Origin of the sequence: Pseudonocardia hispaniensis (assembly GCF_042658695.1) — a bacterium.
Taxonomy (GTDB): domain Bacteria; phylum Actinomycetota; class Actinomycetes; order Mycobacteriales; family Pseudonocardiaceae; genus Pseudonocardia; species Pseudonocardia hispaniensis.
This window is the reverse complement of sequence record NZ_JBHSQW010000010.1, coordinates 1-22,381: the sequence shown is the minus strand read 5'-3', so window position 1 is coordinate 22,381 and position 22,381 is coordinate 1. Positions and strand designations below refer to the sequence as shown.

16 protein-coding genes and 2 pseudogenes are annotated in these 22,381 nt (G+C 73.1%); 9 read left to right on the top strand and 9 right to left on the bottom strand.

The features are described 5' to 3' along the window. Positions 1–105 precede the first annotated feature (105 nt). The 3 genes from ACFQE5_RS04970 to ACFQE5_RS04960 are packed head-to-tail and all read left to right on the top strand — an operon-like array spanning position 106 to position 5,347. The gene (locus ACFQE5_RS04970) at positions 106–2,496 is read left to right on the top strand and encodes a M4 family metallopeptidase (RefSeq protein WP_379583286.1); all 2,391 of its coding nucleotides are present in this window, start codon (positions 106–108) and stop codon (positions 2,494–2,496) included. Continuing rightward, entirely contained in the window at positions 2,493–5,024 is a 2,532-nt protein-coding gene (locus tag ACFQE5_RS04965) for a hypothetical protein (RefSeq protein ID WP_379583284.1), read from the top strand. Before ACFQE5_RS04970 ends, ACFQE5_RS04965 begins: the two co-directional genes overlap by 4 nt. After that, entirely contained in the window at positions 5,021–5,347 is a 327-nt protein-coding gene (locus tag ACFQE5_RS04960; RefSeq protein ID WP_379583282.1) for a hypothetical protein, read from the top strand. Before ACFQE5_RS04965 ends, ACFQE5_RS04960 begins: the two co-directional genes overlap by 4 nt. A gap of 18 nt (positions 5,348–5,365) precedes the next feature. On the opposite strand, the gene ACFQE5_RS04955 is transcribed toward ACFQE5_RS04960, so the two are convergent. The 6 genes from ACFQE5_RS04955 to ACFQE5_RS04930 form a co-directional block, all read right to left on the bottom strand. Further along, entirely contained in the window at positions 5,366–5,896 is a 531-nt protein-coding gene (locus ACFQE5_RS04955; RefSeq protein ID WP_379583280.1) for a hypothetical protein, read from the bottom strand. Between the two features lie 83 nt (positions 5,897–5,979). Continuing rightward, positions 5,980–6,492 carry a GreA/GreB family elongation factor gene (locus ACFQE5_RS04950; protein WP_379583278.1) on the bottom strand — a complete coding sequence of 171 codons (513 nt, stop codon included), beginning with the start codon at positions 6,490–6,492 and terminating at the stop codon, positions 5,980–5,982. A 199-nt stretch (positions 6,493–6,691) separates the two neighbouring features. Next, complete coding sequence (locus ACFQE5_RS04945) at positions 6,692–7,108, bottom strand: MaoC/PaaZ C-terminal domain-containing protein (protein WP_379583274.1); 417 nt, start codon at positions 7,106–7,108, stop codon at positions 6,692–6,694. After that, positions 7,105–7,554, bottom strand: a complete 450-nt coding sequence (locus ACFQE5_RS04940; RefSeq protein ID WP_379583271.1) for a MaoC family dehydratase N-terminal domain-containing protein — start codon at positions 7,552–7,554, stop codon at positions 7,105–7,107. Before ACFQE5_RS04940 ends, ACFQE5_RS04945 begins: the two co-directional genes overlap by 4 nt. A 91-nt stretch (positions 7,555–7,645) precedes the next feature. Then, the gene (locus ACFQE5_RS04935; protein ID WP_379583269.1) at positions 7,646–8,020 is read right to left on the bottom strand and encodes a cupin domain-containing protein; all 375 of its coding nucleotides are present in this window, start codon (positions 8,018–8,020) and stop codon (positions 7,646–7,648) included. Between the two features lie 64 nt (positions 8,021–8,084). After that, positions 8,085–9,146 carry a methyltransferase domain-containing protein gene (locus ACFQE5_RS04930; RefSeq protein WP_379583267.1) on the bottom strand — a complete coding sequence of 354 codons (1,062 nt, stop codon included), beginning with the start codon at positions 9,144–9,146 and terminating at the stop codon, positions 8,085–8,087. Positions 9,147–9,284: 138 nt separating this feature from the next. On the opposite strand from ACFQE5_RS04930, the gene ACFQE5_RS04925 reads away from it, so the two are divergent. Further along, complete coding sequence (locus ACFQE5_RS04925) at positions 9,285–10,097, top strand: GNAT family N-acetyltransferase (RefSeq protein ID WP_379583265.1); 813 nt, start codon at positions 9,285–9,287, stop codon at positions 10,095–10,097. Between the two features lie 28 nt (positions 10,098–10,125). Here the strand turns inward: ACFQE5_RS04925 and ACFQE5_RS04920 are convergent, their stop codons facing one another. After that, a complete protein-coding gene (locus tag ACFQE5_RS04920) occupies positions 10,126–12,759 on the bottom strand; it encodes an ATP-binding protein (RefSeq protein ID WP_379583263.1) in 2,634 nt (877 codons plus the stop codon). Positions 12,760–12,951: 192 nt separating this feature from the next. Continuing rightward, entirely contained in the window at positions 12,952–13,374 is a 423-nt protein-coding gene (locus tag ACFQE5_RS04915) for a VOC family protein (RefSeq protein ID WP_379583261.1), read from the bottom strand. Positions 13,375–13,768: 394 nt separating this feature from the next. On the opposite strand from ACFQE5_RS04915, the gene ACFQE5_RS04910 reads away from it, so the two are divergent. Then, positions 13,769–16,243, top strand: a complete 2,475-nt coding sequence (locus tag ACFQE5_RS04910) for a glycoside hydrolase family 65 protein (RefSeq protein WP_379583259.1) — start codon at positions 13,769–13,771, stop codon at positions 16,241–16,243. Between the two features lie 545 nt (positions 16,244–16,788). Here the strand turns inward: ACFQE5_RS04910 and ACFQE5_RS04905 are convergent. Then, complete coding sequence (locus ACFQE5_RS04905; RefSeq protein WP_379583257.1) at positions 16,789–18,630, bottom strand: ABC transporter substrate-binding protein; 1,842 nt, start codon at positions 18,628–18,630, stop codon at positions 16,789–16,791. A 100-nt stretch (positions 18,631–18,730) separates the two neighbouring features. On the opposite strand from ACFQE5_RS04905, the gene ACFQE5_RS04900 reads away from it, so the two are divergent. The 4 genes and pseudogenes from ACFQE5_RS04900 to ACFQE5_RS04885 form a co-directional block, all read left to right on the top strand. After that, positions 18,731–19,612: a nitrilase-related carbon-nitrogen hydrolase gene (locus tag ACFQE5_RS04900; RefSeq protein ID WP_379583255.1), complete on the top strand. Its 882-nt coding sequence runs from the start codon at positions 18,731–18,733 to the stop codon at positions 19,610–19,612. Positions 19,613–19,636: 24 nt separating this feature from the next. Beyond that, positions 19,637–20,476: a polysaccharide deacetylase family protein gene (locus tag ACFQE5_RS04895; protein WP_379583253.1), complete on the top strand. Its 840-nt coding sequence runs from the start codon at positions 19,637–19,639 to the stop codon at positions 20,474–20,476. Positions 20,477–20,884: 408 nt separating this feature from the next. After that, a pseudogene (locus tag ACFQE5_RS04890) lies at positions 20,885–21,872 on the top strand (IS701 family transposase); the annotation flags it as partial. 248 nt (positions 21,873–22,120) lie between these two features. Then, positions 22,121–22,381 (top strand): annotated as a pseudogene (locus ACFQE5_RS04885) (hypothetical protein); the annotation flags it as partial.

Genomic DNA, 22,381 nt, shown 5'->3' with positions numbered 1-22,381 from the left:
CCGCCTGGGCCGACGATTGCTCGCGCTCGGGAGGTTCCCCGGGATGCGGCGCGGTGGCATCCTGCTCGAACCAACCGGACGGGGCCGATTGTCGCAGGTTGTTCGATGCCAGACGGGGGAGCCCGGCCGCTGCGCACCGTTCCACGTGTCGGTGCGTCGATCCTGCTCGTCTCGGTCGTCGTCGCGGTGTTCGCCGCGTGCACGACGTCCACGGTCACCCCGCCGCCCCCGGGCTTCGACCGCTACGCCGACCTCCCTGCGCCCATCCGGGCCATCGCGCAACGGCTCGAGGCGACCGGCGGCTCCCCGCTGACGATCGCTCTCGACCGCGGCGTCGTCTCCCACGTCGCCGGTCGTCTCCCGGTCCCGGCCACGGCCCTCGCGGCCGACCCGCCGGACCAGGCCAAGGCGCTGCTCTCCGACGTGCGCGACCTGTTCCCGGGCACCGATCCCGACCTCGACCTGCGGCCGGTCGACACCCGCGCCGGGCCCGGCGGTCTGACGACGGTGGTGCTGCAGCGGCTCGCGGGCACGGTGCCGGTGCTCGGCTCCGAGGTGCGGGTGACGCTCGACGGGGCGGGCACCGCCCTCGCCGTCACCGCGGCCCTGCCCCCGTCGGCGCCCCCGCCGCCGGTCCCGCTGCTGCCCCCGGCGCAGGCGCAGCAGGCCGCGGTCGCGGCGGTGGCGGCCGACCCGGAGGCCCCGGCGGGCGCGTCGGCGCCGGTGCCCGGTGAGCCCACGCAGGTGGTGTTCGACGCCGGCCTGTTCGAGGAGGACGCCCCGCCGGAGCCGCCGCGCCCGGCGTGGCAGGTCCCGGTGACCACCAGCGAGCCGCCCCGGGCCCAGCAGGTGATCGTCGACGCCGACACCGGTGAGGTCCTGGCAAGCCTCGACGATCTCACCGACCTGGCCGACCGGATCGTCCGGGACGCCGGGCAGAGCGGTGACCTGACCGCGATCGAGCGGTTCCGGACGGTCTTCACCGGCGGGCGGGCCGTGCCCGGCCAGCACCCGGACGCCGAGGCGACCGCCGTGCACGACCACCTCGGCACGATCATGACCTTCTTCGCGGACCGCTTCGGCCGCGACGGCATCACCGGCCGGGGCGACCCGGTGGTGGCCGTCGTGCACTTCTCCACCACCGCCCGCGGCGCCCACTACTCCCGGACGCAGCAGCGGGTGATCCTGCAGGACGGCTACGTCACGCTCGACATCGTCGCCCACGAGTACACCCACGGCGTCGTGGCCGAGACCGCCGACCTCGCCGCCACCGGATCGCCGGCGGCCCTGAACGAGTCGATCGCCGACGTGTTCGCCGAGCTGGTCGAGAACGACGGGCAGTGGGTGATCGCCGAGGACCTGGCGCCCCCCGCCGTCAAGCGGGGCCCGATCCGCAGCCTGCGGGACCCGTCGGCCTTCGGGCACCCCACCCAGGCCAGCGAGTACATCCGGGACGACGACCCGACGGCACGCGCGGCCGGGCCGCAGGCCGAGTCCTACCGTGCGCACCGCAACAACGGGATCATGAACTACGCCGCCTACCTGCTCGCCACCGGCGGCACACACGTCCGCAGCGGCATCGTCGTGCCCGGCGGCATCGGCCCCCGCAAGCTCGGCGAGCTGTGGTACCAGACCCTGCTGAGCTCCAGCCGGAGCACCAAGCTCCGGGCGTGGGCGGCGAACGCGGTGGCAACGTGCCGGTTCCTCGCCACCGGGACCATCCCCAGCCGAGAGGGCATGCAGCATCGCGACTGCGGGCTTGCCAACGCCGCCTTCCACGCCGTCGGGCTCAGCGCCCCCGACACCGACCTCGACGGCTGGGTCGACGGCAACGACAACTGCCCGACCGCGTTCAACCCGGACCAGGCCCCGTGCGACGCCGCCGCCACGACGACGACCGCACCACTGACCACCGAGACGACGACCGAGACGACCACGGAGCCGACGGCCACCGAGACGACCACGGAGCCGACGACCACCGAGCCCGCGACCCCGACGACCACCGAGCCCGCGACCCCCGGGGTACAGATCAGCACGGGGCGGCACAATTTCGCCCAGCAGGACGTCGACTGCACCTTCTCCCCGGCGCCGCGGCTGGTCGGCGATCCGGGCAGCTTCACCCTGGTCTGGCAGCCCGACGGCACGATCACCGGCACGCTCCGGGCCAGCGGCAGCGGCAGCGGCCCCGTCGCGTGCAGCGGTGGCACCGCGGTCCGGACCTGGCGGGTGGAGTTCACCGGCGGCTTCAGCGGGAGAGTGGTCGGCGGTCGGCTCGCCGACACCATCGGGACGATCAGCGGCCACAGCGACATCGTCCTCAGCAACTGCGCCGACACCGCCGGCCGGCAGTTCGAGTGCCCCACCCACGGCCCGGCCGGTTTCACCCACGAGATCCACCTCCAGGGGAGCTACGACGTGACCACCGGCGGAGGCAGCGGCACCTACTCCTTCCCCGCCGCCGACCTCCCCACGTCCGGAGAGTGGTATGTCGAATGAGACCGCTTCACCTGCTCGTCATGGCGGCCGCTCTGGCCGCCGCGCTGCTGGCCGCGGTACCGGCGTCGGCCCAGCCCGAGCCGCCCGACCCGGTGCTGTCCGGCACGTGTGCCGACCACGCGCCCGCCGGGTGGGCGGTCATCGAGGCCCGGGCGATCGACCGCGGGCTCATCTGCAACTACCGGATGGAGCGGAGCGTGGGCGGGGTCGACCAGGTCTCCGGGACCGCCGTCACCGTCGAGTACTACTGCACCCCGGCGCAGGGACAGCGGGCGTTCGAGGTCAAGACCCACGATCGCGGGGACATCGAGACCCAGCGCACCCCCACGCGCGTGGTGATCGAGGAGGGGCCGGGCGCCCGCAACCCGGACAACCTCCAGAGCGGCGGCGTGTTCTCCGAGTTCTTCCCCGACGTCGTGGACGGGTTCGCACTGTTCGAGAAGGCGTGGGTGGCGTTCAACCCGCAGGTGGTGGCCACGATCGTGGTGCTCACCGACGAGGGGGAGACGCTCGACGCCGCGGCGCGGTTCGGGGTGGACGACGTCGAGCCGGTCGCCCGCCGGTTGGCCGACGCGAACCGGCCCGACTCGCCCGACTGCCCGATCCCCGGCTCTGCCGCCGGCGGGGGAACCGGTGGCGACGCGCCGACCGGCGCCCCGGGTTCGCCCGGTTCCGCGGTCGCGCCGCGGGGCGGTGCCGGCGATCTGGTGATCCCGGTGCTCGCCGCCGCCGGACTCACCGCTGTCGTGATCATCGCCGGACGCACGGTGCGCAAGCGGCTGCGCCTCAAGCCTCCTCGGCAGTATCCGGGCGGGCGGTCCAATCCGTGGGACCCGGCCGAGGACGAGCAGCGGGCCCGCTGGGCGAGGGACCGCACGGTGTGGGATCCGCAGACCCTCTCCTGGCGGGACCCGCGGGCCTCCGACTTCGAGACCATCCCGGAGCGCCCGCCGCCGGTCGAACGGCAGATTCCGGAGGATCGGGTCCCGACGAAGTGTCTGCGCGCCTACACCCGGTACTCGACGACGCAGGCGAAGGCCGTCGAGCTCGCCAGGCAGATCGAGGCGGCGCGCATCCGCCTGACGCAGGCCGACCGGCGCTTCGGCGCCAACATCCTGCGGGCCAACGCCCAGCTCGGCATCGATGTCGGCGCCGCCGTCGCCGGGATCAGCCTCGCGACGGTCGACGCCGCGCGTGTCGCGCTCCGGCCCAAGGGCGGCCGGATCGGGTCCGTCGCCGCGGTCAGCGAGGAGGCCCTCGGGCAGCTGCGCGCCCGCGTGAAGGACCTGAAGGACGAGCTGGGCGCGGCCCGGTCGCGGTTGGCCCGGTCCCAACAGGAGGCGCAGCTCGTGCCCCCGCCCCCTCCGGGCGCGGCGAGGGCCGCCGCCGACGCGGCGAGCGAGGTCGCCGACCTGACGAAGCAGCTGGCCGGGCTGGGCGAGCCCACCGAGCTGCTGGCCCGACAGGCGGCGCAGCGGGCCGAGGCCATGCGGCTGCGAACGCAGCTCACGGACGTCGAGCGGGCCTGGAAGGAGCGGGCCTGGAAGGGCGGGCGCGGCGCCGAGCTCCGGGAGGCGATCGAGGAAGTGGGCGAGGAGCTGGCCGCGGCGAAGGCCGGGAAGGTCGTCGCTCCGGACTGGGACGAGAGCGGCTTCCGCCGGATCGTCGGGGAGGTGCTCGACGCGAAGGCCGAGGGCCAGCTGACCGGCGCCGAGGCCGGCCGGATCCGCGCGGAAGCGCTGCGGGGCAAGTACGTCGACGCCCCGGCCGGGGATCGCGCACTGCGGAACCGGGTGCGGGAGCTGACCGCCCGCAGGAAGGAGCTGGAGGCCATCGAGAAGGCCGAGCTGGCCACGGTCATGGAGGCTCCCCTCACGCCGGTGGAGCAGAAGCTCGTGCAGCCCGAAGCCGGTCGGATCCAGCAGCGGCTGCACGAGCTGGCCGCCGCGGAGGACCGGCTCGACGGGCAGATCTACGAGGCGCGACGGGCCACCGCGGCCCCCCGGGAGCGGCTGGAGGGACAGCTGGCGGCGGCCAAGGCCCGCCACCGGGCCGCGCTCGCCGACCAGGAGCAGGCCACCCGGGCCAGGATGCGCGCCCGGAAGGACGCCGGCGTGGTCCGTGAGCTGGAGCGTCAGCTCGCCGCCAAGGAGGCCGAGCTGACCCAGATCTCCGGGGCACTGGCCGCCTTGGCGAAGGGCCGCAGCCCCGGCGCCCTCCCCGCCGTGACCCTCGGCGCGCTCCTCGCCGCGGTGTCCCCCGCCGCCGCGGCCACCGTGCTCGTCGGGCTCGCCGCCGCCAAGGCCGCCGACGCGCTCGGCATCGGCCCGCAGAGCCCGGAGGAGATCTGGCGGATCATCCTGCGTAACAAGGGCCAGTTGCTCGTCCTGGAGCAGGAGCTGACCGGGCTGGAGACGAGCTACACGCGGCTGGTCCGGCGGCTGCCGAGGGCGGCGGACGAGCTGTCGCGGTGCATGTCCGCCGCCGACACGCCGGTTGACCCGCATCCCCCGACGCCCGCGCCATGATCCTGCCGTCCGCCGACGCCGACCACAGCCCCGCCCAGGCGGAGGCGCTGCTCGACCGCGTGCTGACCGAGTACCGGCACGGTCTGCTGTCCGCGCAGCAGCTGGCCGCGCTCCTGCCGCGGCTGCGCTGGCGCGACGCCACCGGGGGCCGCTTCACCCTCGGCGTCCGGTCCCGGCGCTGGTACGCCTGGGACGGCCTCGGCTGGGTCCCCGCCGGGCCCGCCCCGGTGCTGCGCCTCGACGCCGAACCCGAGCCCGAGCCGGTCGTGGACGTGCGCACCCCGCTGGAGGACGAGCCGGAGCCTCGGCCGCGGACGACCTGACGGCGGATCCCGGGCGGCTCAGCCACCGCGGTGGCGGACCGGCCCACCACCGGGACCCGGCCGGTGGGGCGACCGACCGAAGTAGACGTTGGCATGCGGGCTGAACATCAACGCGCAGGCGAGGACGATGGCCGCCACCTGGGCAAGCGCGAGCAGGCCCCAGATCCGCACCGACCCGAACGGTGCGTCGCCGAACGCGTTGTAGAACCCGACAACGAGCATGAGCAGGCCCCAGATGCCGCCGACGACCGCGACCCGGACACGACCGTGCCGTTCGCCGGCCGACATCCGGCGCGCATAGTGGCGGATCGAGCCCAGGAAGATCAGCATCACGAGGACCACGGCCACCAGGCCGAGCAAGGACGAGGGCGAGTTGTCGCCCAACGGGAGCGTGAAGCCCGAACGCCACCAGAGGTACACGATGAGCAGAACCAGCCCCGGCAGGACGAATCCGAGGCACACCGCGAGCATCCACAGCCGGTACGACCACCGCACCGCCCCTGGCGTGTCCGGCCGTTCAGGCCGCTGCCGCTCGCTGTCGGCACACACCTCGATCTCCCCGGTCGACCGAGCCCGGGACCGACTCGCACCCGTCGCATCGTCCTCCGGCCCGGAGGGTTCGTCCAGACCGCTCATCTCTCCAGGGCGGTGGCGTCGGCCCCCTCATCGGTGGGCGGCCGGATCGCGACGACCTCCGCCACGATCTCGCCGTCCGGACCGGGGTAGGCGATCCGCTCGCCGGGCCGGGCTCCGACCAGCGCCCGGCCGAGCGGGCTGGTGCGGGTCAGCGTGTCCGCGGCGTCCGAGGCCTCCTCGGGGATGGCCACGACCCGCATCGTGGCGGCGGTGCCATCGCTGAACCGCACGGTCACCTCGGTGCCCTCGGGCAGGGCGTCGACCGGCGACGGGGCGATCCGGCCCGCCAGCACGTCGACGATCTCGCGGATGCGCTCCGCCAGACGGGCCAGGTCGTCGGCCAGTTCGAGCCGCTGTGCCTGGTCGGCGCGGTCCTCCACCCCGTCGGTGCTGGCGACGACCTCGTCGAGCGCGCGGTGGCGCGCGCGCAGTTCGGCGAGCTCCCGCTCGAGGCGTTCCCGGGTCTGCCCGCTCAGCCGACTGCCACCGCCAGGTCGTTGCTCGTTCACGATGCCCGCCTCCCCGCTCGCCGATGACCGCGCCGTTCCGCCATCATGCGCCCTGTACCCGAAATACGGCTTGGCTTGACCGAGGGCCCGGCGCGACCACGCTCCGTCGACCATGATCGGCGAACCGGAGCCGTGCGCCGCGGCAGGCGCGGCTGCCCGGGCCGAAGCGGCGATCACTGAGCGAGGCGATCCGGAGCAGTCAGGGCAGGGCGATGACCGCGCTGCCGGTGAGGGTGACCGTACCGTCGACGAGGGTGACGGCCAGCTCCAGTGTGGCCTGCCGCTCGCCGTCGACCTCGTCGATGGCGACCACCCGGCCGGTGCAGGTGGGCCGGGCGTGCACCGGGGTGATGGCGGTGAACCGGACGCCGAACGAGCGGATCCGGCGCTGGTCGACCCAGCCGGTGAGCAGCCGGCCGAGATAGGCCATCGACAGCATGCCGTGAGCGAGCACATCGTCGAGCCCGGCCGAGCGGGCCACGTCGATGTCCAGATGGATCGGGTTCAGATCCCCGGAAGCCGGGCCGAACAGCGCCAGCGTGGTGCGACTGATCGGCGCCACGCTCAGCGGCGGCAGCTCGGTGCCCACCCGGACGTCCGCGAGCTGCACGGTCACGACGCACCGCCGAGCTTGCGCACGATCATGGTCTCCCGCAGGTCGGCGACCGCGCTGCCGTCGTCGCGGCGAACGGTGATCTCCCGGACCAGGAACTGCAACGCGCCCGCGCGCTTGCTGAACACCTCGACGATCCGCGGGGCGAGGATCAGGGTGTCCCCGGCATGCGCAACGTCGTGGTAGGTGAAGTGCTGCTCGCCGTGCAGGACGCGCCGCAGATCGACGCCGAGCCCGGTGAGCCAGGCGAAGTCGCCTGCGCCCAGGCCGAACAGGAACGTCGGCGGCACCGGCAGGTCGGGGTGCCCGGCGGCGCGGGCCGCGTCCAGGTCGGTGTAGACGGGGTCGGTCTCGCCGATGGCGTGCGCGAAGGCACGCAGCCGGCCGCGCTCGACGTCGACGGCCACGGTCGGCTGCGCGGCGCCGACGGCGGCGGGGTCGATCGTCATCTGCCGAGTTCCTCTCCGGGTCGCAGGGCGCCCGGGGCTCCCGGGCCAGAAGGTCACGGTATCGCCGTGGGTGGTCCGGCCCCGGGACGGCTCAGGCGCCCTCGACGGTACCCGGCGGCAGGAACTGGACGTCGCACGTCGCGGAGAGGCGGACCACCTCCGCGGGGTCCTCCAGGTTGTGCAGCGTGTCGAACAGTTCGGCCAGGCGACCCGCGGGACTCACCCAGAACAGTCCGCGGGTCGGGTTCTCGCTCCGGTTGTAGTACGCGTGGGGACGGTCCCTGGGCATGAGCACGGTGTCGCCGGGGCCCGCGGTCGTCCACTCGCCGTCGAGGTAGAGGGTGAAGACGCCCTCGAGCACGTAGATGTGTTCGTCCTGGGTGGGGTGAACGTGCGGCGGGACGCCCGTGCCGGGTGGGTCGACCGTTTCGAACGCGAAACTGGATTCGCTGACGCCCGCTGACACTCGAGCGGCACAAGCGTCGACCAGCGGTGCTTGCGCCGCTCACGTGCCGACCGCGAACTCCGCGTCACCTCGGCTCCAGCCGGTAGACGCGGAAGAAGCCGGCATCGACGTCGACGACTCGGGTGGACGCGAACCCGGCCGCGGCGCCCAGGTCCCCGACGACGTCCTCGCGCAGGACGGTCCCCAGCCCGGCGGATGGTTGCTCGGCGAGTGCCGCGGGCAGGCAGTGGCTGATGCTCCACCCGTACATGAGCCGCTCGGCCAGATCGCCCGGCGCGGTGAAGCGCGGCGCGACCTTCTCGTCGACGACGATCAGCGTGCCGTCCTCGGTGAGCGCCCGGCGGCAGGCGGCGAGCGTCTCGCCCGGCCGCGCCAGGTCGTGCAGGACCTCCAGCGCCACGATCGCGTCGAACGGGCCGTCCTCGGCGATCGCCCCGGCATCGGCCCGCACGAACCGCGCGGCGACCCCGGCCGCGGCGGCGTGCCCGCGGGCCTCCGCAATCGATGCGGCGTCGGCGTCGTAGCCGATCACCTCGGCGTCCGGGTACGCGCGGGCCATGGCGATCGAGGACCATCCGTGTCCACAGCCGACGTCGGCGATCCGGGCTCCGGGTCGCGACAGCCGGGCGTGCACGTCCGCGGCGGCGGGCAGCCAGCGCCCGGTCAGCTCGGTGAGGAAGGCCGGCCGGTTGATGCCGCCCTGGCCGCGGCGGAAGTCGGCGCCGTAGTCGGCGTAGGGCACGCCGGAGCCGTCGCGGTAGGAAGCGGCGACGCGGTCCAGGACCTGCGCGATGCCGACGACCATGTCGGCGAACGGGGCGACGTGCGCCGGGTCGACCGGGTCGACCAGAACGCCGGCATGGTCGGCGGGCAGCCGGTAGCGCCGTGCGTCGGCGGGTCGGGCGGGATCGTCGACGGCGACGAAACCCGCAACGGCCTGCTGTTCGAGCCATTCGCGGGCGTAGCGGGGGTGCACGCCGGCGGCATCGGCCAGTTCGGCAGCGGTCATCCTGCCGTGCCGCGCCAGGGTCCGGTACAGCCCCAGCCGGGTGCCGAGGTAGACCCCGAACAGCTCCAGGGCGCCGGTGGTCGCCTCGAGGAGGCGTTCGTCGAGGGTGCTGGACATCGGGTGCTCCTTCGTCGGCGGTGTTGCCTGCACCCGTGAAGGCGGGAGGCCGGCCCGCACGCCGGGAGGCCGAACCTCACGGACGCTCGATGCCACGAGGGCCTTGTGGCCGAGCGGATGCGCCGCCATCGTTCATCCATGAGCGCATCGATACTCCCGCCGGAGGGCGAGCGCCTCACAGCGGGATGGGAGCCGGAACTCCCGTCCGGCGACACCCTGCTGCGGCAGGCGGTGCTCGTGCACGCGTCCTGGCCGGTGACGGTGGCGCGCGCCGCGGGGCGGCCGTGGCGGTCCGGGACGACCTGGGCGGGCGGCTGGATCGGTGACCGCGGGGCGCTGACGAACCCGGTCGTGCTGACACAGCCGCTGACGGACCCCGAGCGCACCCTCGCCGAGGTCGCCGACCTGCTGCCGATCCACGTCCCCTACCTGCTGATCAGCGCGTGGCCCACGCCGGACCTGCGCCCGCACGGGCTCGGGCTGGTCGGGCACCCGCCGCTGATGGTGCGGTTCCCGGGACCTGGGTCGCAGCGGTCGGCGTCGGGGGCCGAGGTGCGTGAGGTCCACGACGCGGACGGCCTGGCGCTCGCCGAGCGGGTGCTGGTCGAGGGCTACCCGATGCCGGAGCTGGAGCCGTTGCGGCCGGGGGACCTGCTGGGTCCGGCGATCCTGCAGGCCGATACCCGGGTGTGGCTCGCGTGGCAGGACGGGAAGCCGGTGGCGGTGGCCGCCGCCCACCGCCACGGCGGGGTCACGCTGGTCGAGTTCGTCGCGACGCTACCGGCGGCGCGCGGGCGGGGCGCCGGGGCGGCTGTGACGTGGGCCGCCACGCTTTCCGACCCCGCGGCAGCCGCGGTGCTCATCGCCAGCGACGACGGGCGGCCGGTGTACGAGCGGATGGGCTATGTCGCTCTGCAGCGGTGGACCGTCTGGCTCCGCCCGGAGCGGTAGCCGTCCCGTCGAGTCCGCTGCTCGGGACCTACGACCGCCACCGGAGCGGGTCGACGGGCTGGTAGGAGCACCAGACCCCGGTCCGCACCGCCTCCCGCAGATGCCGGCCCAGCGCGGGGTGCGCCTCGCCGATCCGTCCGATTGCCGCCCGGATCCGCCAGCCGACCGCGGATCGGGCGCGTTCCTGGCTGCCGCCGCCGCGCCGGGTCCGCCCGCCCAGCCCGGTCGCCGCGGCGAGGTGCTCGACGAGCAGATCCAGCTCCAGCCCGGCCCGCTCGGCGGTGCCGCGGTCGTGCGCGGCCTCGGCCTCGGTGAGTTCGGCCTGCAGTTCCCGGATCCGTGACTCGTAGGCGCGGCGTGCCTGCGTATCCAGGGTCGGTCCGGTGCCGGACTCCGCCACCGATCCGCCGATCAGCTCCATGCAGTGGATGTCGCGACCGGGTTTCGCCAGCAGGGCGGCCAGGTCGTGCAGCCCCTTCGCGTCGGGCAGCCGCACGGTGGTGCCGTCGAACGCGATCGTCCACACGGCACCTTCGTGGCGGAACACCGGTTCGGTGAGCGGCGGCCCGGTGCCGAACGCCGACGCCGCGGCGAGTACCTCACCCGCGAGCGCGATCGCGTCGCGCAGGGTCGGCAGGGGTGCCGCGTCGGGAAGACCGGCGAGGCGGCGGTCGAGCCTGCTACGCCCCAGCAGGTCGCCGAGATCCGCGTACGAGGGCTCGCCCGCCGAGGCGCGCAACCTGGCGGCGTCGTCGTCGCGCCCGGCGGAGCGGGCCAGCGCGGCGGTCCAGCGCAGCGTCGAGCGCAGATGCGCCTCGTCGACGTGGACGAACTCGTCGAGCGCCGCTCGAAGCTGGGTGGCTGCGGTCCCGAACCGCCCCGCCAGCAGCGCGATCGCGCCGAGCCCGCGGTGGCCGAGTCCACGACCGAGGGCGCGGTGTGATGAGCGGTCCACGACCTCCTCGAACACCTGCTGCGCGGCGTCCGGGTCGTCCAGCGCGAGCAGTTGTCCGTGGACCAGCGCGCACCAGACCGCCAGTTCGGGGCTGTCGGTGGCCGCGGCCTCGCGGTGTGCCGATGTCGCGATGTCGGTGGCCATGGCAAGGGCCCGGACCCGGTCCCCGGGGCGACGGGGGTCGGCGAGCGCGAGCGCACGCAGGCTCTCCAGCTCGATGCGCCACGGCCGCAGGTCCTGCTCCCGCGCTCGCGTGCCGGTCTCGTCGAGAACGGCGAGGGCCGGCTCGATGTCCCCGGCGACGAGATGGGCGAGGCATCGTGCCCGACCTGCGAGCACCGACGTCAGGGGGTCCGCAGGCGCGTCGAGTGCCTGCCGGCTCAGCTCGATGGCGCGGACGCCGTTGTCGGCCACGACGTGTGCGGTCGCGGCGACGGCGGCCACCTCCGCGAACCCGGGCTCGTGCGGGTCCGGCCAGCGCGCGAGCAGCCGCTCACCCAGTTCCGCGACCATCCGGGCCCGCCCGTGGGGCACGTCGGAGTGCCACAACACGCCGTAGAGCCCGAAGGCGCGCTCCGGCCGCTCGTCGTGGTCGAGCACGTAGCGCAGCGCGTCGTGGACATCGGGTCGCAGGGCCTCGGCGGTGTCGCTCAGCTCGACCGGCCGGGACCGCAGCGACCGGTCCCGCAGCGCGCGGCACTGGGCCACGGTGTGGTCGATGCACCGACCGGTGAGCACGTCGAACTCGCCGCTCGCGACCAGTTTCGCCCGCGCATAGGCGCGAATGGTCTCCAGCAGCCGGTACCAGGTGCGGCCCGCGCGGCGCTCGGTCCGCACCAGCGATCGGGCGACGAGCCGGTCGAGGTGGCCGATCACCGCGAGCAGGTCCTCGCCGGGTTCGCCGCCGACCGCGAGCGCCGACTCCGCGGTGAACAGGCCCTCGGCCACCCCGAGCCGGTTGAACAAGCGCTGGGTGGCCGGGTCCAGCCGCTCGTAGGACCAGTCGACCACCGCTTCCAGGCTGCGGTGCCGGGTGGGGGCGCGCCGGTGCCCGACGAGCAGGTCGAGCCTGCGGTCGAGGTGGCCGAGGATCTCCGCCGGGGTCAGGGTCCGGGTTCGGGCCGCGGCCAGCTCGATGGCCAGCGGCAGCCCGTCGAGCCGTCGGCAGAGCTCGACCACCGTGGAGGTGGTGTCCGCGTCGGGTTCCACCGCGGTCCCCGCCGCGGCCGCGCGGGCCAGGAACAGCGCCACCGCCGGCGAGGTTGCGGGATCATCGCCGACCGCGAGCGGGTCCAGCCACAACACGTGCTCGTCGGGGATCGCCAGCGGCTCCCGGCTGGTGGCCAGCACCGACGCGGTCCGGGTCGCCACCAGCAGCAGCTCGACGGCGTCGGCGGCCGCGTCGAGCAGATGTTCGCAGCAGTCCAGCACGATCAGCGCCGGACGGTCGGCCAGGCCGACCAGCGCGGCGTCCCACGACGGGTACCCGAGCGAATCCGCAATGGCGGCGGGCACCTGGTCGGGCCGGCTGTGGCGGGCCAGCGAGCAGACCGCCGCCTGCGGGGTCCGCCCGGCCACGGCCAGCGCCAGCCGGGTCTTGCCCACCCCGCCGGCCCCGGTGATCGTCACGGCTCGGTGCGCGCCGAGCAGGTCGGCGAGCGCGGCCAGCTCGGCGTCCCGGCCCAGCAGCGCCGGATCCCTGTCCATCGGTTGGCCCCTCCGCGCACCGCCACCGGACCATCGAGCAGGCTACCGGGGGGCGGCGGTTCCGGGTAATGACCGGATCCGGTGTGGTCGCCGTTCGTACCGGCACGTGCAGCCGGAACGCGCCGTTCTCGGCCGCACGGCGCCGGACCGCTCCACGACCATCGCTGTTCCCGGACCGCGAGCCGAGTGGGGTCAGGCCTGGGGGGATCCGCCGGCGATGTTCACCATCCAGTTGATGCCGAACCGGTCGGTCACCATCCCGAACTTGTCACCCCACGGGGCGACGTCGAGCGGCACGGTGACCGTGCCGCCGTCGGACAGCCGCTCGAAGTAGCCCGAGAGCTCGGCGTCGTCGTCGCCGCTGAGTGACATGCTGATGGTGGAACCGGGGCTGTGCTGCATGCCGGCCGGGGTGTCGGCCGCCATGAAGACGATGCCGTTGTCGGCCTCCAGCGTCGAGTGCATGATCTTGTTGTCGTCGGACGGGTCCGGGGACCCGCCGAACTCCTTGAACGTGTGCTGGTCGAGCGTGCCCCCGAAGACGGTCCGGTAGAACTGCATGGCCTGGCGGGCGTTGTCCGTGAAGCTGAGGTAGGGGTTGAGCCTGCTCTGCACGGTTTCCTCCTCCTGGGCCCCGGTCGGGTCCCCGACGCTCGGGAGTCTCCTCCGCCATCCGGCCAGGCGGAAGGCGCCCGGCCCCGCTCAGCCTCCGCGCTGCGCTGCAGCCCGTGGGCGGCGAGTAACGCTCCAGCGGGTACGCGCTACCACGAGCGCCGGGGGTGTTGCATGCGATGAACGCGGCCACCCGGCTCCGGGGTGCGGTGACCCCGGAGCCGGGCCTGGCGTCGTTCGTCGGGACGGCCGGTGGCCGGCGTCCAGCGGCCACCGGGCCGATCAGGCGGGAGCAGCCGCTCCGCCGGACCGGGACCTTGGTCCCGTCGTCGCCGCCGTTCGGCCGTGCTCCGCCAGCGAGGTGGTCACCTACCGTCGCGCCTGTCGGAGGTGGCCGATGACGGATCCGTGGACGCTCGTGTTCGACGGGTGGGATCCCGCCGACGAGGGCCGGCGGGAGGCGTTGTGCACGCTCGGCAACGGCCGGTTCGCGACCCGGGGTGCGGCGCCGGAGTCGAGTGCCGACGGCGTGCACTATCCGGGTACGTATGCCGCGGGCTGTTTCAACCGGCTGCGGGACGAGGTCGCCGGGCGGTGCGTGGAGAACGAGAGTCTGGTGAACCTGCCCAACTGGCTGGATCTGCGGTTCGCGGTCGGGGACGGGGAGTGGCTCGAGCTGTCCGGGGTCGGCGTGCTCGAGCACCGGCTGGTGCTGGACCTGCGCCGCGGGTTGTTGAGCCGCACGACGCGGTTCGTCGATGGCGCCGGTCGGCGGATCTCGGTGCGTCAACGCCGGTTCGTGCACATGGCCCGGCCGCACCTGGCCGGATTGCACACCGTGATCACGGCCGAGGACTGGTCCGGACGGCTGCGCGTCGCGTCCGGGATCGACGGTTCGGTGACCAACTCCGGGGTCCGGCGCTATCAGGGTTTGTCGGGCAGGCACCTGCGGACCGTCGGTACCGGGCAGCCGGATCCGAGCACGCTGCTGCTGGTCGCCCGCACCACCCAGTCGTGGCTGCGGGTCGCGGTGGCGGCGCGGACGCGGGCGTGGCGCGACGGGGATCGGAAGGAGCTGCCGCGCCGCCTGCGCAACGGGACCGACCGAACCGCCCACGAGCTGGAGCTGGAGCTGCGCGCCGGGGAGTCCGTGGTGATCGAGAAGGTCGTCTCGCTGGTGACCTCGCGCGACGTCGCCGTCTCGGAACCGGCTGCCGGGGCCGTGGAGTTGCTCGCCGATGCGCCCGGCTTCGACGAGCTGCTGGACAGCCACGCGCTGGCCTGGCATCAGCTGTGGCGGCGGTTCCGGTTCGAGCTCACCGACGGCGATGGTCCCGCGACCGTCGAAACGCTGCGCACCCTGAGGCTGAACCTCTTCCATCTACTGGTGTCGGTCTCGTCGCACAACGTGGATCTCGACGCCGGAATCCCGGCACGCGGGTTGCACGGCGAGGCGTACCGCGGCCACGTCTTCTGGGACGAGCTGTTCGTGTTCCCGGTGCTGACCCTGCGGCTGCCCGAGCTGCCGCGGGCGCTGCTGCGGTACCGGACGCGGCGGCTGGACGCGGCCCGGCGGGCCGCGCGGCTGGGCGGGTACCGCGGGGCGATGTACCCGTGGCAGTCCGGCAGCGACGGCCGAGAGGAGACCCAGCAGGTGCATCTCAACCCGCGGTCGGGCCGGTGGCTGCCGGACACCAGTCATCTGCAGCGCCACATCGGCCTGGCCGTGGCCTACAGCATCTGGCAGTACTACCAGTCCACCGGTGACGTGGAGTTCCTTGCCACCCACGGCGCCGAGACGATCCTGGAGATCACCCGGTTCTGGGCCGGGCTGGCGAGCTACGACCCGGCGCTCGATCGTTACCGCATCCGCGGCGTGATGGGCCCCGACGAGTACAGCACCCGCTATCCCGGGGCGGCCGAGCCGGGCATCGACGACAACGCCTACACCAACGTCATGGTGGTGTGGCTGATGCTGCGGGCGGAGGAGACCCTCGCGTTGCTCCCGCCCACCCGGCGGATCGAGCTGGAGGAGGGCCTGGGGCTCTCCCGGGCGGAGCGGCTGCGCTGGCAGCAGCTGAGCCGCCGGATGTACGTGCCGATCGCGCCGGACGGGATCCTCTCCCAGTTCGAGGGCTACCGGGAGCTGCCCGAGCTCGACTGGGACGACTACCGCCGCCGCTACGGCGACATCCAGCGGCTGGACCGCATCCTGGAGGCCGAGGGCCGGTCGGTGGACGAGTACCAGGTTTCCAAGCAGGCGGACGTGCTCATGCTGTTCTACCTGATGTCCGCCGACGAGCTGCGCGAGCTGCTGGGGCGGCTGGGCTACGAGCTGCCGCCCGAGGCGATTCCGCGCACGATCGACTACTACCTGGCCCGCACCTGCCACGGGTCCACACTGAGCGCGCTGGTGCACGCGTGGGTGCTGGCGCGGGCGCATCGGGAGCAGGCGATGGAGCATTTCGAGCGGGTGTGCAGCAGCGACATCGCCGACATCCAGGGCGGAACCACCGCCGAGGGCGTGCACCTGGGTGCCATGGCCGGCAGCGTGGACCTGCTGCAGCGCTGCTTCGCCGGGGTGGAGACCCGCCAGGATGCGCTCTGGTTCAACCCGTACTGGCCGGACCGCTACGGCCGCCTCACGTTCGCCATGGAGTACCGGGGACATCCGCTGACCGTCGAGGTGTGCGGACGCCGGGTGCAGGTGTCCGCCGGACCCGGCACCGGCGGCCCGATCCGGGTCGGCTGCGGAACCCAGGTGTGCGAGCTGCGGTCGGGCCAGACCGTCGGATTCGTCGCGGCCGGTGCGCTGGGGTACGTCGCGGCCGAAGAGCCCCGCGCGGCGGGCGATCTCGAGGACCAAGGCTGACCGGCGCTGTCCGCGGCGGGTTTCCGGTTTTCCCCGGGATGGATCGTTCATCCCGGTTTCTGAGTGGCCCCGCCGCCACGAGAGGTTGCCTCACCGTTGGATCGGAGCCGAAAGACAGGCCATTCGGCCCTGCCGTACCGGTAGCGCCTCGCCAATTCTGGTCGTGCCGGAGGGCAGGCTGCTGTCATACGCAGCCTCCGACTGCGGGCGTGGGGGTGCTCGCGGCCGGCTGGCGCGGTGACCGGCCAGATCTCGTGGATGGGCTGGAGTTGCACGGGATCGATCTCCGGTAGGCCGGGGGCTGCCGACGTGCTGGGGAGCGACGGTTGGCAGCCCCCGGATCCTTCGACGGCGCCGGGTCGAGGTCACCGGGCGGTGCGTGGAGAACGAGAGTCTGGTGACCTGCCCAACTGGCTGGACCTGCGCCGCGGTGTGGTGAGCCGCGCGACGCGGTTCGTCGATGGTGCCGACTGGCGGATCTCGGTGCGTCAACGCCGGTTCGGTACATGGCTGCACCCTCGTCGGTGACCGCGCGGGGCCCTGGCTCACGCACGCCGGTGTGTCCGGCGAGCACGGGGTGCAGCCGCAGGCCGCCGGGCTGCTTCGGGCGCTGGTGGCCGGAAGGGTGCCGAGGGGTACGGGGCCGGAGCGATGATCCGGTGCTGACCGGCTTGTATCTGGTAGACGAGATGGGCTTGCGCGATCGAGGGGTCAGCGGACTCGTCGGGGTAGACGAGATTGGTCTGGTTGGTGGTGCCGAGGTGATAGGCGCCGTTGACTCCCCGATGGATTCGATTCCGGAGCAGGTTGTTGACCTGGCGGAAGTCGTGTGTGGTGTCGCATTGCGACCAGGTGGCGGCCAGCAGATGCACGATGTCGTAATGGATTCCGGCGCTGGACATGCCGGGTTCGGCGTGGTAGCGGTGGCGGAACCGGCGGCCGAATTCGTTGCCGAAACTGTCGTTGTAGCGACCGGTGACGGTTGCCCAGAGGAGATCTTCGGCAGCTGTCCCGGCTTGTTCGAGGAATTCCGGTATCGAGGGTGAGTAGAGCGCGTAGAGCAGCGCGTCGGTGGGAGCCTCCCGGAAACGGTGAAGGAAGCTCGCGGTCTGCGGGGCGGAGAAGCAGGCGATCATGACGGCGGCGGGGTCGAGGGCATGAATCCGGTCCACCGCCGCGCGCCAGTCGGGCTCAAACGGGCCGATGTGATCGACGACCGGTTGCCATCCGCTGCGTTCGGCAGCGTCGCGAGCCTGCACCGGGAAGGTGGTGAGGTCCGGATCGGCGGAGTCGAGCACGAGCAGCCGTGTCGATCTCGGGCTCCAGCGGCCGGAGTCGCGCAGGGCGTTGAGCGTGCGCAGGAACCCGGCGCCGTATGTGCTCTCCTGCGCGCAGACCTGGAAGACGTTGCCGAACCGATCCGGTTCGTCGGCGACGAGCCGGGCGGCGCTGGCGGACGTCGAGTGGTGCAGCAGCGGGCAACCGGCGACGGACGCGGGGCCGAACTGGGCGGCAAGACCGCTGCGGCTGCGTTCGAAGGTGTAGCCGATGGTGATCGCGTCGACGTCGCGGGCCACCAGCTGCTCGACGGCGGCGCGGATGGCGGCGCCACGGGTGGCATCGGCGGGTACGGCGAGGTGCTCGAGCAACCGGCCGCCGACGCCGCCGCGCCGGTTGATCTCCTCGACCGCCAGCTGGGCGCCGCGCTGCATCTGCTGACCGTCGCGGGCGGAATCGCGGTTCGCGGGATAGACCGCGCCGATGACCAGGGGCCGTCGCCGCGGCGGGCGTGATCGGCGTGGGGCGGGGGCCATCGCGTCGGCCGCCCCGCGGACCTCCGCCTCGAGCCGGAGCAACCCGACCGGTGCGAGTCCGCCCAGGCCGGTTCCGGGTAGGGGCAGGGCGAGCAGCCCACGGTCCAGGGCGAGCGCGGCCGCTGCGGCCCTGCTCGGAACCTCCAGCTTGCTCAGAACCCGCTCCACATGGGTGGCGACCGTGCGCCGGGACACGCCCAGGCGCACAGCGATCTCGGGATTGGTCAAGCCGCACGCGAGCAAGGTCAGTACCTGTAGCTCCCGCCCGCTGAGCCCGGCGACGTCGTCCGGCTCCACCCGGTCCAACTCCACCTCGCAGCTCCCCGTCAGGCGGCCGGCGGTGATGCGTACCCGAAGCCGCCCGCCGGCCTCGACCGAGCCCGGCGGGTCGGGGGCGAGATCTCCGATCCACAGGAACGACAGCGGTGAGGCCGAGCCGAGCCGGGCGGCGGCCTGCAGGTACTCGGTCAGGTGCGCGTGCCGGGTGACCGCACCGAGGGGCCGGTCGCGCACCACCCCCGCGTGTGACACCTGCGCTGTCGCTCCCGACCAGCGCGCCGCACTGGTGACCATCAACGGATGCTAGCCCGGCCTTATCGGTCAGGTGACCGACGCGAAGCCGGCCAGGGCCCGGTCACGATGCTCCCGACCCACAACCTCGAGGAGGACTTCGATGCCCCGCATCGCCGCCTGCACCTCCCAGTTCCGCGAGGTCACCGACTTCGACGCGTTCGCCGCGCACCTCCGGGAGCTGCTCGACCGGGCAGCCGGCGCCGATCTGGTGGTGCTTCCGGAGCTGGTGACCTTCGAACTCATGACCGCGGTCGCCGGATGGCGGGATGCCACCGACCTGCAGCCCGCGATCGAAACCGCCCAGTTCGCCGAGCAGTACCGCGAGTTCATCGCCGCCGAGGCCGCCCAACGCCGCCAGCACGTCCTGGCCGGATCGCATCTGGTCCGCACCGGCGACGGCGGCCTGCTCAACGTCGCACCGCTCTACGGCCCCGACGGAACGCTGGTCCACGAGCACGCCAAAACCCACCTGTTCCCGCTCGAGTTCACCCTCGGTATCACCGAGGGCGACGAGATGGCGGTGGTCGAGCTGCCGTTCGCGACGGTCGGGGTCAACATCTGCTACGAGGCGGAGATCCCCGAATGCTCGGCGTCGCTGGCCGAGCAGGGCGTGCAGATCCTCCTGTGCCCATCGCTGACGCTGACCGAAGCCGGGTTCTGGCGGGTCCGGCACTGCCTGGCCGCCCGGGCGATCGAAAACCAGATCTACACCCTGCACTCCGGCGCCGCCGGCCCCGCCCGCGGGCCATGGCCGGGCGCGTGGGCGCGCAGCTCGATCCTCGGCCCGTGCGACACCGGCTGGCCGGACAACGGGGTCCTCGCCGAGACCGCACCGAACGTCGACGCGGTCGCGGTCGCCGACGTCGACCTCGATCGACTGGCCGAGAACCGCAAGACCGGCGCCGCGACCACCTTCGCCGATCGCCGCCGCCGCGCCGACCGCTACCAGGTCTGGCCCTCCCACCACATCCCCACCCACTGACCCATTCCCGAGGAGACCGCTGTCATGAGCAAGCCCACCGTGTGCCTGACCTTCGACTTCGACGCCATTTCCGTCTGGCTCGGCAGTTTCGGGGTCGCCACCCCCACCTACGTCTCGCGCGGCGAGTTCGCGGCGAACGTGGCGACCCCGCGGATTCTCGACCTGCTGGAACGCGAGGGCGTCACCAGCACCTGGTACATCCCGGGTCTGGACGTGGACACCTACCCGGAGGTGTGTCGGCGGATCCGCGACGCCGGCCACGAGATCGGCCACCACGGCTACGCCCACGAGGGCCCCACCAGCTTGGAGGAGCCCGCCGAGCGCGCGGTGCTCGAACGCGGGCTCGATGCCCTGGACCGGGTTCTCGGGGTGCGCCCCGCCGGGTACCGCTCGCCGGCGTTCGACCTCTCGCCGAACTCCACCCGCCTGCTGGCCGAGTACGGGTTCCGCTACGACAGCAGCATGATGGGCCACGACTTCGAGCTCTACCGCTGCCGCACCGGCGACGTGATCCACACCGACCGGGCGATCGAGTTCGGGCCCGAGCTGGACCTGGTCGAGGTACCGGTCTCCTGGACCCTGGACGACTTCCCGTTCATGGAGTTCGCGCTCGTTCCACCGATGATCGTGCCGGCATCCACCGACGTCGAGGGCCTGGCCAACCGCTGGCTGTCCGATTTGGACTTCATGGTCGAGCACGTTCCGCACGGGGTGTTCACCCAGACCTTCCACCCCCAGTCCATCGGCCGCGCCGGACGCATCCGCATCCTCGAGCGGATCATCCACCGGGCGAAGGACCATGGCGCCCGGTTCGCCACCGTCAACGAGGCCGTCGGCTCCTGGACGGCACGGGCCGCCGCGTGAGAAGTGGGCTCTGCCTGGGAAACATCTGGAGCCATTTGGCGGTCTGCATGCGCCTCTCAGGTGATCGTCGACTCCACCCGCTCGGCCATCAGCCGGACCTGCCATACATCGCTGTGTAGGGGGTCCCAACTGGTTTCCGGGTCGCACGCGGTTGCTGAATCCAGACGCCGATTGTGGCGTCGAACCGTGGGGCGTCCAAACGTCGTGCGACCCGGCGGATCATCGACTCATACGGGCACCGCCTGCCCAGTCGGAGTTAGTACTCCAGCCGGACTTCGTGATCTAGCTCCTGGTGGCGGACCCAGACATGGTGCGACCACCGCGTGATCATCATCAGTTGTGTGGACATCTGAAGATCAGGCGGTGGCCGCGGGTCACAGCGTAGAGCCCGATCGGTGGGCGGCGGCGATGCAGGAGCTGCTCGGGCGGATGGCGGGCCGGTTCGGCCGGGTCGAGTCCCGGCGTCGGTTCGCCGGGTTCCTGCGCCGGATGCTGGCCGAGCTGCCCCGGAAAACTGCTGGACCATCGCCGAGCACGCCGGGGACGCCACCCCGGACGGGATGCAGCACCTGCTCAACGGGGCGGTGTGGGACACCGACGGGGTCGCGGCCGATCTGCGCGACTATGTGGTCGAGCATCTCGGCGAGCCGGCCGCGGTGCTGGTGGTCGATGAGACCGGCGACCTGAAGAAGGGCGATCAGACAGTCGGAGTGCAGCGCCAGTACACCGGCACGGCCGGCCGGATCGAGAACGCCCAGGTCGCCGTCTATGTGACCTACACGAGCCGGGCCGGGCACGCGATGATCGACCGCGAGCTCTACCTGTCCCGGTCCTGGGCCGAGGACCCCGACCGGCGGGCGGCCGCCGGAGTGCCCGAGGATGTCGAGTTCGCCACCAAACCCGCCCTGGCCACCGCCATGATCACTCGGGCGGTCGAGGCCGAGGTGCCGGCGCGGTGGCTGACCGGCGACGAGGTCTACGGCGCCGACCCCCGGCTGCGCGCCCAGGCCGAGGCCCTCGGGCTGGGCTACGTGCGGGCCATCGGCTGCGACCGCCGGGTGCCCACTCACGGCGGGCCGCTGCGGCCGACGCCATCGCTGCCGCACTGCCCGAGCGCTGCGGGCCGCGGTACTCGGCCGGGGCCGGGGCGAAGGGGCCGCGGATCTACGACTGGGCTTCATCGCGCTCACCCCGTCCACCGGCGATCAGCCCGCCGGTGAGACGGACCAGGCCGGGCATCGCTGGCTGTTGCTCCGTCGCTAGCCGCGCACCGGCGAGCTGGCCTACTACCGCTGCTACTCGCCCACCGCAGTGGCCGCTGGCCGAGCTGGTCCGGGTCGCCGCCGGCGCCCGCTGGACCGTGGAGGAAACCTTCCAGGGCGGGACAGGCCTGACTGTGAGGATGGTCGAGCCGGCCCGGTGATGGTGGGCTGGTGGTGACAGCAGCGGGTGTGACCCGTGCTCTGACTGGCGTGATGCCCTTGAGCGGACTTGTCCGCCTGCTGTTGTCGGCACCGGCCCGGCCGGAGCAGCTGGCCTGATCAGGAGCATGACCGCCGGACTCGACCTCCGACGTGTCCCGTCACAGTCCTGCCGGGCTCCGCACCGGACCGGACCTCACGTCCGCCACGGTCAGGAGAACGCATGTCCATGCTGGCAGAACTGGTCGAGCTCGTCATCGGGGTCGACACCCACGCCGATACCCACACCGCCGCGCTGGTCGCAGCCGGCAATGGTGCCCTGCTGGCCACGCTCACCGTGCCCGCCGACGCCGACGGCTACACCCAGCTGCTGGCCCTGGCCGAGCAGCACTCCGGGCTACGGGCCTGGCCGAGCAGCACCGCGGGCTACGGGCCTGGGCGATCGAGGGTGCCGGCGGCTACGGCGCCGGTCTGGCCCGCCACC

What these genes read in the sequence shown, in the direction of transcription:
- ACFQE5_RS04895 (WP_379583253.1), top strand. Translation starts at nt 19,637, where the DNA reads ATGAGCAAGCCCACCGTGTGCCTGACCTTCGACTTCGACGCCATTTCC.
- ACFQE5_RS04960 (WP_379583282.1), top strand. Translation starts at nt 5,021, where the DNA reads ATGATCCTGCCGTCCGCCGACGCCGACCACAGCCCCGCCCAGGCGGAG.
- ACFQE5_RS04930 (WP_379583267.1), bottom strand. Translation starts at nt 9,146, where the DNA reads ATGTCCAGCACCCTCGACGAACGCCTCCTCGAGGCGACCACCGGCGCC.
- ACFQE5_RS04905 (WP_379583257.1), bottom strand. Translation starts at nt 18,630, where the DNA reads ATGGTCACCAGTGCGGCGCGCTGGTCGGGAGCGACAGCGCAGGTGTCA.
- ACFQE5_RS04910 (WP_379583259.1), top strand. Translation starts at nt 13,769, where the DNA reads ATGACGGATCCGTGGACGCTCGTGTTCGACGGGTGGGATCCCGCCGAC.
- ACFQE5_RS04970 (WP_379583286.1), top strand. Translation starts at nt 106, where the DNA reads ATGCCAGACGGGGGAGCCCGGCCGCTGCGCACCGTTCCACGTGTCGGT.
- ACFQE5_RS04925 (WP_379583265.1), top strand. Translation starts at nt 9,285, where the DNA reads ATGAGCGCATCGATACTCCCGCCGGAGGGCGAGCGCCTCACAGCGGGA.
- ACFQE5_RS04940 (WP_379583271.1), bottom strand. Translation starts at nt 7,554, where the DNA reads ATGACGATCGACCCCGCCGCCGTCGGCGCCGCGCAGCCGACCGTGGCC.
- ACFQE5_RS04965 (WP_379583284.1), top strand. Translation starts at nt 2,493, where the DNA reads ATGAGACCGCTTCACCTGCTCGTCATGGCGGCCGCTCTGGCCGCCGCG.
- ACFQE5_RS04900 (WP_379583255.1), top strand. Translation starts at nt 18,731, where the DNA reads ATGCCCCGCATCGCCGCCTGCACCTCCCAGTTCCGCGAGGTCACCGAC.
- ACFQE5_RS04920 (WP_379583263.1), bottom strand. Translation starts at nt 12,759, where the DNA reads ATGGACAGGGATCCGGCGCTGCTGGGCCGGGACGCCGAGCTGGCCGCG.